This window comes from Zavarzinella formosa DSM 19928 (genome assembly GCF_000255705.1).
Classification (GTDB): Bacteria; Planctomycetota; Planctomycetia; order Gemmatales; family Gemmataceae; genus Zavarzinella; species Zavarzinella formosa.
This window is the reverse complement of sequence record NZ_JH636439.1, coordinates 1,990,746-1,998,887: the sequence shown is the minus strand read 5'-3', so window position 1 is coordinate 1,998,887 and position 8,142 is coordinate 1,990,746. Positions and strand designations below refer to the sequence as shown.

At 56.6% G+C, this 8,142-nt stretch carries 5 protein-coding genes; 3 read left to right on the top strand and 2 right to left on the bottom strand.

Features of this window, described 5'->3' with window-relative positions:
- On the top strand, nt 1–396 hold a 396-nt coding region (locus tag BGIM_RS0109490; RefSeq protein WP_020469549.1), incomplete at its 5' end, for an ISAzo13-like element transposase-related protein.
- A 113-nt stretch (nt 397–509) separates the two neighbouring features.
- Here the strand turns inward: BGIM_RS0109490 and BGIM_RS0109485 are convergent.
- Nucleotides 510–2,300 (bottom strand): acyl-CoA dehydrogenase family protein, encoded by a 1,791-nt coding sequence (locus BGIM_RS0109485; protein ID WP_020469548.1) that lies wholly within the window; start codon nt 2,298–2,300, stop codon nt 510–512.
- 446 nt (nt 2,301–2,746) lie between these two features.
- Between BGIM_RS0109485 and BGIM_RS0109475 the strand changes: the two genes are divergently transcribed.
- Together BGIM_RS0109475 and BGIM_RS49510 are read left to right on the top strand one after the other, a co-directional pair.
- Nucleotides 2,747–3,241, top strand: a complete 495-nt coding sequence (locus tag BGIM_RS0109475; RefSeq protein ID WP_020469546.1) for an FHA domain-containing protein — start codon at nt 2,747–2,749, stop codon at nt 3,239–3,241.
- A 76-nt stretch (nt 3,242–3,317) separates the two neighbouring features.
- Nucleotides 3,318–5,639, top strand: coding sequence for a S9 family peptidase (locus BGIM_RS49510; RefSeq protein ID WP_072022252.1), 2,322 nt, complete (start codon nt 3,318–3,320; stop codon nt 5,637–5,639).
- A gap of 8 nt (nt 5,640–5,647) precedes the next feature.
- Here BGIM_RS49510 and thrS read toward each other — a convergent pair whose 3' ends face one another.
- Nucleotides 5,648–7,906: a threonine--tRNA ligase gene (gene thrS, locus BGIM_RS0109465; RefSeq protein ID WP_020469544.1), complete on the bottom strand. Its 2,259-nt coding sequence runs from the start codon at nt 7,904–7,906 to the stop codon at nt 5,648–5,650.
- Nucleotides 7,907–8,142: the final 236 nt, after the last annotated feature.

Sequence of the window (8,142 nt, the reverse complement as noted above, 5' to 3'; positions counted from 1 at the left end):
CGGCGTTTGCACATCGAACTCGACAACGGGCCGGAGATCAACAGTTCCCGCACTCAATTCATGAAACGTCTGACCGAACTGGCCGACCGACACCGTCTGGTAATCGAACTGGCATACCTGCCGCCTTATCACAGCAAATATAATCCCATTGAGCGTTGTTGGGGCATCTTGGAACAACACTGGAACGGAGCGTTGCTCCGTTCCGTCGCCCTTGTCCTCCTCTGGGCCGCCACGATGACTTGGAGGAAGATTCATCCGCTGGTGCGGGAAACCACCAAGCCTTATCAACGAGGCGTCCGGCTGACACGGGAAGAATTTGCCCCAGTCGCCCGCCGCCTGCTCCGCTCTGCCACCCTGCCTAAATGGAGCCTCATCATCCAACCCGTTTGTCGGTAGATTTTTTCAACGCTGATACCTTAAAACCTGATTCCCACAAGGATGATCGTCACCGATCAATCGCCGGGTTTCTTTTCCATCCTTCATCCCTTCTTCCGATTCCCTTCGTCCAGTTATCCCAATGCGGAATTGGCCGCCGAAATGGTCGAATCATCGTCATTGTCAAACAACCCGGTGAATCGTTCGGCCATTCGGCGGTCGGCCATTTTCAGGTAGCACATTCCGGCGTCGATTTGCGCCCGGTGTTCCGGGTGACCGTCGAGATCCCGCCCTCGGGCCAGCATCATGTCCAGACGGCTCAGGACACACGACGACACATACAGATCCATCACAATATCCGCGATCCGTTCGTGCAGAAGTTGCGCCTGAAGAAACCGTTCTTCGGTCCCGCATTTTAAGAAAACCCACGGGAGAAGTGTCCCCAGTTTTTTCACCCGTTTCGCCAATCGCCGGGCATTCGGCTTCAACAAGGCGTGCTTTACCGGAACATCTGGGCGGCTCATTCGTCGGCCCATTTCTTGCCAGCCAAAGTCGAACAGTTTGGGAATCGTTCCGAAGGGCTTCGACTTCATTCCGCGACGCAATCCATCCAGCTTTAACCCCGGACCGCGTGAGCCGACGACGGCGATAAACGCCTTGAGGACTTCGTTTGCCCCCTCGCCGATGGTGTTGATCCGGGCATCACGCATCCAGCGTTCGTAGGGTTCGTTGGTGAAATACGATTGCCCGCCGAAGATTTGCATCGTCTCGTAAACGCAAGTCCACAAATGCTCCGTGGCGAAGACCTTGAGGATGGCCGTTTCCAGCATGTAATCCTCGGCCCCGCGATCAATCAGGGCCGCGCATTGGGTCGTCGCGGATTCCATCGCAAAGGCATGGGCGGCGATGAAGGCGATTTTCTTCTTCACCATCTCAAAGTCAGCCAGCGGTTGTTGAAACTGCACCCGGCTTTTCGCGTGTTTGACGGCCGCTTGCAGGCACGCCTTGGCCGCCCCGGTGCAACTGGCGCCGAACGTCGTGCGGCCGAAATCCAACACCGTGAGAGCAACTTTCAATCCCTTGCCGACAGGGCCAAGGATGTTCTCCTTTGGAACCCGCATGTTCGTGAAGCGGAGTTTGCCCGTGGCCGTTCCCCGGATGCCGCACTTCTCGGCCCGAGTTTCGACCACTTCAAAACCGGGCATGTCCGGCGTCACCAAGAAAGCGGTCACCCGCGTGTCGTTCGGCTTGCCGGAACTCGGGGCTGGAGTGCGGGCCATCACGGTCAACACGTCGGCGATGCCGCCGTTGGTGATGTACCGTTTTTCCCCGTTGAGGATGTAACCGGTACCATCCTCGGTGGGGGTGGCCATCGTCTGCACATTCGCGGCATCCGAGCCGGCCAGCGGTTCGGTGAGGGCGAAGGCCGCCATCTTGCGCCCGTTAATCAGATCCGGCAACCAGCGTTTTTGTTGCTCGGGTGTGCCAAACAACAACAAGGCCCGCAGGCCGATACTGTGGTGGGCGTTCACGAACACAGTCGTAGAGGCACAATGCCCGCCAAGGACTTCGATCACCTGACAATAGGCCTGTTGGCTGAAACCCCGCCCCCCGATGTCCTCATGGGCGGCCATTCCCAGCACGCCCAGGGCGCCAAGCCCGTCGATGACGCTCCGGGGAATGTCCGCAAGCCGGTCGATGGCGGCTGCATCGATCTTCTCCCGGCAAAACTGCCGGACTTCGGTGACGGATTGATCGGCCTTCGCCTGGGCAGCGGGAGATAACTGTGGATAGGGGAATAGTTCCCCGGCATTAAAGTGCCCGAAGAACAACCCTTTGACGAAGCCCATTGTTTCCGGGCCGGAGAACAGCAATTCCTCGGCTTGGCGTTTTTGTTGTTCGAGTTGTGTTGCGGAGAGCGACATTGGCAAACTCCCAAATGGATTGAATCGCAGGGAGGAAGTGACTGAGGGTATTTTACCCATCGTCAGGAGCGTGAGGGAATCCCAAGAGTTCGATTTATTTTCGGGCGAATTCCCCGAATTCATAAACTTCACATTTCACATCAACATCTTTGATGCGTTTTTTGTCTAAATCCACAGCAATATTGAAAAACACGATGAAACTGTGTGAGAATGATTGAAGAGACAAGTTGTTCATCGCCGATAGGTGAACTTGCGGACATTATGTGCATGACTTTTCCGCGCATCTTCTGCTTGACCCGTCGGCATATTTTGGTAATCTCTTGACAATCCATTGGTTCTTAGTCCAAAATGTCATTGTGGTCGGTGCGCAACCTATCTTAAGGTAATCATTTATGGACCCTGACTTGATGAAGAGTATTCATCTGGAAGGGAATCCGAGACGCGAGATGTTCCGTCAAGTGCGGGATCGGATCGCGAACGCGGCGGGATGTCATACCATCGCCGGTGAAGTGCGCCTTCGCAAAACCAATTCGTCTGAAGCGATTACCCTCATCCCGGCTGAAATACCCGTCAAGCCCGGTACGGTTCATTGTTGGATTCTTGACCGTGGCCGAAAGCTGCCGTTAAAGATCGGCATGAACTCTGTCGGCCGATTGCCGGACAATGATGTGGTGATTGACGATGCGACCGTTTCCCGGCGGCACTGTGCCATTGTCATCCACAGTGATCTGAGTTTCGAGTTGCACGACGTTGCGTCCAAAAACGGAACACTGTTGAATGGCCGCAAGATTGCCGGGGCCACGCAACTCAACGACGGGGATGAAATCACCCTCTGCGAACGCCGACTGACATTTTTGTCGGTCCCCGGTCAAAAACCCGCTTCCGTCCATCTTCCAGCCGCCTCCCAATCGTGGAGCGGTGAACATACTCAAATTGGCTGATTCCGGCCAAACCAGTTAGTTCTCCGTCGCATGGTCGTCCCGACCAGACAATCTCACCGTGACGGATTTCTTGTTCATGATGCGCTATTGCTGGTTCGCGTTCCTTCTGCCGGGCATTCTCACCGGAGCCGACCTTCCAAATCACAAACCCACCCCTGACGAACTGCGGAAGGCATATGCCGAGGCTGATCGACTTCCGGCCGAGTGGAACCCGAAAGCCTTCAAACTCGAACTGAACCCTCATTGGATCACCGGCACAGATTGCTTTTGGTATCGAAACGATCTTGCCAAAGGGGAGCGTGAATTCATTCTTGTTGACGCGGCCAAAGGAACACGCCAACCCGCGTTTGATGCCGAGAAACTGGCGAAAGCGGTGAGCGAGGCCAATGGCCCCAAGCTGATTCCCAAGAAATGGCCGTTTGACTCGCTGGAATATCGGGACGGATTGAAGAAGATCCGCTTTCAACTTGGCCGCGATGTCTGGACCTTCGATATGGAGTCAGGCAAGGCGGTCAATGATGGCCCGATGTCTGCCCCGAAAGCCAAACAAAGCAAACAAGAAACGGACGACGAAGAAGCCGGGGATGATCTTACCTCGCAACCGGGCGGCCCCAAGGGACCGCCAAGAGGGCCGCGAACTTACACCATTCCTTCCCCGGACGGGAAGTGGACTGTCTTCCAGAAGGAAAACAATCTGTTCCTCAAGCCCAAGGATGGCGACGAGAAACCACTGACGACCGACGGCACGGCCTCGCTTTTTTACGGCACCGTTGCTTGGTCGCCGGACTCGAAAACGATCAGCGCATACAAGATCGAGCTGGGTGAAAACAAGGAAGTGTGGTATGTCGAATCATCCCCGAAGGAGGGTGGCCGGGCCAAACTTCATTCCCACGTTTATCCGGTCGCGGGGGACAAGTTCACCAGCTATGAAGGCTGGTTGTTCGATCCCGCCACGATGAAAGCCACCAAAATTGACGCGGAGAAAATTGACTTCCACACTCCCCGGCCTCGCTGGAGCCGGGATGGCAAACGATTCATCTATGAGAAGACCGACCGCGGGCATCAGCGATTCCGCATCATTGAAACGGATGTCGCCACCGGCAAGACACGAACACTGTTTGACGATCATCCCAAGACCTTTGTGAATCAGTACGCGAACTTCACGTTGGTCTATGCGGATGCCACGGATGAAATCATCGCCTCCTCCGAGCGGGATGGATGGAACCATCTCTACCTGATCGACTCGAAAGCGGGGACGATCAAAAACCAGATCACCAAGGGGGAATTCGTCGTTCGCGGCATCGAGAACATCGACTTCGACAAACGCACCCTCATCTTCCGGGCGTGTGGAAAAAACACCGACCAAGACCCGTATTTCATCCATCAGTATCGGGTAAGCTTTGACGGCACGGGCCTCATCCCGTTAACCGAGGGGAATGGCACGCATACGTTGAAATGGTCGCCGGATCGCAAACACTATGTGGACACATGGTCCAGAATCGATCTGCCTCCTGTTCACGAACTGCGCAAGGCTGCGGACGGGGAAATGGTTTGTCTTCTGGAAACAGGCGACGTGTCGGCCCTCAAGGACACTGGTTGGAAGATGCCGGAAGTCTTCGTGGCCAAGGGACGGGATGACAAAACGGATATCTGGGGGATGGTGACCCGGCCCCGGAATTTCGATCCGTCGAGGAAATATCCGGTCATCGAGTACATTTACGCAGGGCCGCATGATTCGTTTGTGCCGAAGGCGTTCCGAACCGTTCACGGCCGGCAGAGTCTGGCCGAGTTCGGTTTCATTGTGGTGCAGTGTGATGGCATGGGAACACTGAATCGTTCCAAGGCTTTTCATGATGTTTGCTGGAAAAACATCGGGGATGCGGGCTTCCCGGATCGCATTGCGTGGATCAAGGCGTTGGCTGCCAAGCATCCGCAGGTAGATGCCTCCCGAGTCGGCATCTACGGAACGTCAGCCGGGGGGCAAAGCTCTACGGGGGCGTTGCTTTTTCACGGCGATTTTTACAAGGTAGCCGTCTCCTCTTGCGGATGTCATGACAACCGGATGGACAAATCTTCTTGGAACGAACAGTGGATGGGTGTTCCGGTTGGTCCGCATTACGAGGCGCAGTCGAACATCACCAATGCACACAAACTACAGGGAAAATTGATGCTGATTGTCGGCGAGATGGACACGAACGTCCCCCCGGAATCGACCTATCGGCTGGCTGATGCCTTAATCAAGGCGAAGAAGGATTTCGATTTTCTGATGGTCCCCGGCATGGGACATTCGGACGGCGGCGCTTATGGTGAACGCCGTCGGCGGGATTTCTTCGTCCGGCATCTCCACGGCATGGAGACACCGGACTGGAACAACATGGGCGGCCTGAAAGACAAATAACGACTCGCTCAGCCGGCGTACTTGGCCCCGCTATCGGAGAGTCCGGCCGTGGCGGTGCTGATGTTGCGAATTCGCTTCTCCTGCACCTCTTGACGGAATCGTTGGATCACGTCGGCCAACGGCAGCGATCCAACATCCCGAGCCTTCATTTCCTTGATCGACTCGTCTCGCAACGCCACCGTGCCGGCCGCTTGTTCCTTCTCGCCGATGATGAGGAGGTAGGGGATCTTCTCGAGCGAACCGTCCCGGATTTTCGCCCCGATCTTTTCCGGGCGATAGTCGCCGCTCACCCGGAAACCGGCCTCGCGGAGAGACGTTTCCACTTGTCGGGCGTACTCGTTGAACCGGTCGCTGACCGTGACGATCCGGGCTTGTTCCGGGGCGAGCCACAACGGGAAAGCGCCCGCGAAATGCTCGATCAGGATGCCGCAGAACCGTTCCATCGACCCGAATGGCGCCCGGTGGACCATCACCGGCCGATGCCGTTGGTTGTCGGCCCCGGTGTACTCAAGGTCGAAGCGTTCCGGCAGGTTGTAATCAAGCTGCACCGTGCCAAGCTGCCATTCGCGGCCAATGCAGTCCTTGATGATGAAGTCGATCTTCGGCCCGTAGAACGCGGCCTCGCCGACGCCGATGGAATAGTTCATGCCGCGACCGGCGACGACTTCCAGCAGCGTCTTCTCGGCGTTCTCCCACAATTCATTCGCCCCGACGTACTTCTTGCTCTCGGGATCACGAACGCTGACGCGCACCCGGTAATCGTTCAGGCCGATGGTCTTGAGGACCATCAACACCAGATCGATGTTGTTTTCGAGTTCGCTTTTCACCTGTTCGGGCGTCATGAACAAGTGGGCGTCGTCTTGTGTGAACCCGCGCACCCGCGTGAGGCCGCCGAGTTCGCCGGATTGCTCGAAGCGGTATACGGTGCCAAATTCGGCCAAGCGCACTGGCAAATCCCGATAGCTTCGCGGCTGGGCCTTGAAGATCTGGATGTGGTGCGGGCAGTTCATCGGCTTCAGCAGATAGCCTTCCTGCCCATGCAGCCAGTTTTGCAGAGCCTTGCGGCGATCGTCGGTCGTGGCGGCTTCCTTGTATTCAACCCACAAGGCTCGAGCGTCGAGAACGATCTGACCCCACGAATACTGCGTGTTGTCGTCATCTCCCTTGGGGATTTCTCCCTTGGTGAAGGATTCGAGCAGGGCAAGGAATCCCTGTTCGCGTTCCGTCGTCAGGTGGTTCTTTTCCAACAGCGTCAGCCACGTGTCGATCGTTTGTCCGATCGGGTTCATGTACAGCGGCGGATATTGCGCATCCCGGTAATATGGGAAGTGGCCGCTGGTGCGGTACAAATCCAACCGGCCAATATGCGGCGTATAGACGGGAGAATAACCCCGGATCAGCAGTTCATCTTTGATGAACGTTTCCAACAGGTTGCGAACCATCGCCCCCTTCGGCATCCAGAGGATCAACCCCTGTCCGGCTTCTTGGCTGATCGTGAACAACTTAAGTTGCTTGCCGAGGACGCGGTGGTCGCGCTTCTTGGCTTCCTCCAGTTGCGTCAGGTACGTGTCCAGATCCTTCTGGTTGAAGAAGGCCGTGGCGTACAGGCGTTGAAGTTGCTTCCGGTTCGCGTCGTTCTTCCAGTAAGCGCCAGCGATGGAGATGATCTTGAACGCCCCCACTTTGCCGGCGTTCGGGATGTGCGGCCCGCGGCAAAGGTCGATGAATTCCCCTTGCCGATAAAAACTCAGGCTGGGGTATTTCTTCAACTCATCGTCGATGTGTTCGACCTTGTAGTTTTGCTTCATGTCCCCGCAAAGGGAACGTCCCTCGTCCACGGATCGCTCGAATCGTTCAAACGGTTCGGCTAGCGTGATAATTTTCTTCATCTCTGCTTCGATCTTGGGGAAGTCGGCTTCCGTGATCGGGGTCGGGGAGTCGATGTCGTAGTAAAACCCGTTGGCCAGCGCCGGACCGAAGGCAAGCTGGGTGCCGGGAAAGAGACGCATCACCGCCCGAGCCATGATGTGGGCCGTGCTGTGCCGCAACACTTCGAGCGATTCCGGATCGCGATCCGTGAGAATTTGAAAGCTCACCTGCGCGGGATCGGCCGGGAATTCCCGGTCAAGATCAACGACCGTGCCGGAGACCTTGGCGGCTACGGCGGCCTGGGCCAACCGTTTGCCAATGGCCTCGGCCACATCGCGGGGGCGGCTTCCGGGAGCCACTTGACGGGAAGAACCATCGGGGAGTTGAAGCGTAATCATCGGACGAACATCCTGAAGAGAACGGGTTCGACCATTCGCCCCTACAACGGGTGGACGGCCGGATTCCCAAGTGAGTGATGGCGAACGCCGGGGCCAAAACCGGTACAAAGTGGTTTTGGTTGGCGATTCGCCTGTGAAGCTAACCTACGCAATGGGCAATGGCAATTCGAGAGCCGGACCGCCCGGCGGGTTCGCCCGGCAACTGGACTTCCCAAATTGACCCAACGAGGTTATAC

What these genes read in the sequence shown, in the direction of transcription:
- BGIM_RS0109485 (WP_020469548.1), bottom strand. Translation starts at nt 2,300, where the DNA reads ATGTCGCTCTCCGCAACACAACTCGAACAACAAAAACGCCAAGCCGAG.
- BGIM_RS0109475 (WP_020469546.1), top strand. Translation starts at nt 2,747, where the DNA reads ATGTTCCGTCAAGTGCGGGATCGGATCGCGAACGCGGCGGGATGTCAT.
- BGIM_RS49510 (WP_072022252.1), top strand. Translation starts at nt 3,318, where the DNA reads ATGATGCGCTATTGCTGGTTCGCGTTCCTTCTGCCGGGCATTCTCACC.
- thrS (WP_020469544.1), bottom strand. Translation starts at nt 7,906, where the DNA reads ATGATTACGCTTCAACTCCCCGATGGTTCTTCCCGTCAAGTGGCTCCC.